The organism is Flavobacterium sp. NRK F10 (assembly GCF_024054235.1).
Taxonomy (GTDB): domain Bacteria; phylum Bacteroidota; class Bacteroidia; order Flavobacteriales; family Flavobacteriaceae; genus Flavobacterium; species Flavobacterium sediminis.
Genome location: NZ_JAMXLC010000027.1, coordinates 1 through 985, shown reverse-complemented (window position 1 = coordinate 985; position 985 = coordinate 1). Strand labels below are relative to the sequence as shown.

At 41.4% G+C, this 985-nt stretch carries 1 protein-coding gene; it reads left to right on the top strand.

Features of this window, described 5'->3' with window-relative positions:
• Window positions 1-89: 89 nt before the first annotated feature.
• Window positions 90-985 (top strand): IS256 family transposase (locus NHF50_RS15695; RefSeq protein ID WP_252777380.1); only part of this gene is annotated, 896 nt, incomplete at its 3' end.

Sequence of the window (985 nt, the reverse complement as noted above, 5' to 3'; positions counted from 1 at the left end):
GGTAGTATCTCACTAAGTGTGTAAAGTATAAAATATCGAGGGTTAAAGCTCTCGATATTTTTTTGCTTAATTTTAAATTTTATACACTTATGAAGAAAGAAGATTTATTAAACGACGATTTTTTAAAACAGTTCAAAACAGGCGATGAACTTACCTCATTCTTAAAATCCATCCAAAAGCGTGGCATTGAAAAAATGCTGGAAGGTGAACTTGATGCCCACTTGGATTATGAAAAACATCAACAATCCGATAACAGTAACACTCGTAACGGTTACGCTTCCAAGAAGATAAAAACGGCATTGGGAGAAACAAGCATCAAAGTTCCCAGGGATCGGGAAGCCTCTTTTAACCCCATGCTTGTCCCCAAGCGGACCAACATGGTCGACGGCATAGAAAATGTGATTATCAGCCTGTATGCCAAGGGCATGAGCAATTCTGATATAGAAGAACAAATCCGAGAGGTCTATGGTTTTGATGTATCTACCTCTACTATATCACGAATCACGGATAAAGTGACCAATGATATTGTGGCTTGGCAGAACAGGCCATTGGAGCCCGTATATTTGATTACCTGGATGGACGGCATTGTGTTCAAGGTTCGTGAGAACTCCAAGGTCATCAACAAAACCATGTACATTGCCGTAGGCCTTCGCAGGGACGGTAAAAAGGAAGTCTTGGGGCTTTGGCTTGGCAAGAACGAATCGGCAGCCTTTTGGATGAGCGTACTGACCGATATTAAGGCCAGGGGCGTTCAGGATCTGCTTATCACGGCCACTGATAACCTTAACGGTTTTACAGATACCATTAAAAATGTATTTCCAGAATCCAAGACCCAGATTTGTGTGGTTCACCAAATACGAAATGCCTGTAGATATGTGGTATGGAAGGATAAAAAGGAGTTTACAAAGGATATGAAAAGCATCTATGATGCACCTACTAAAAGCGCAGCAAAAGCCGCTCTGGATGACTTTGCCAAAAAATGGGA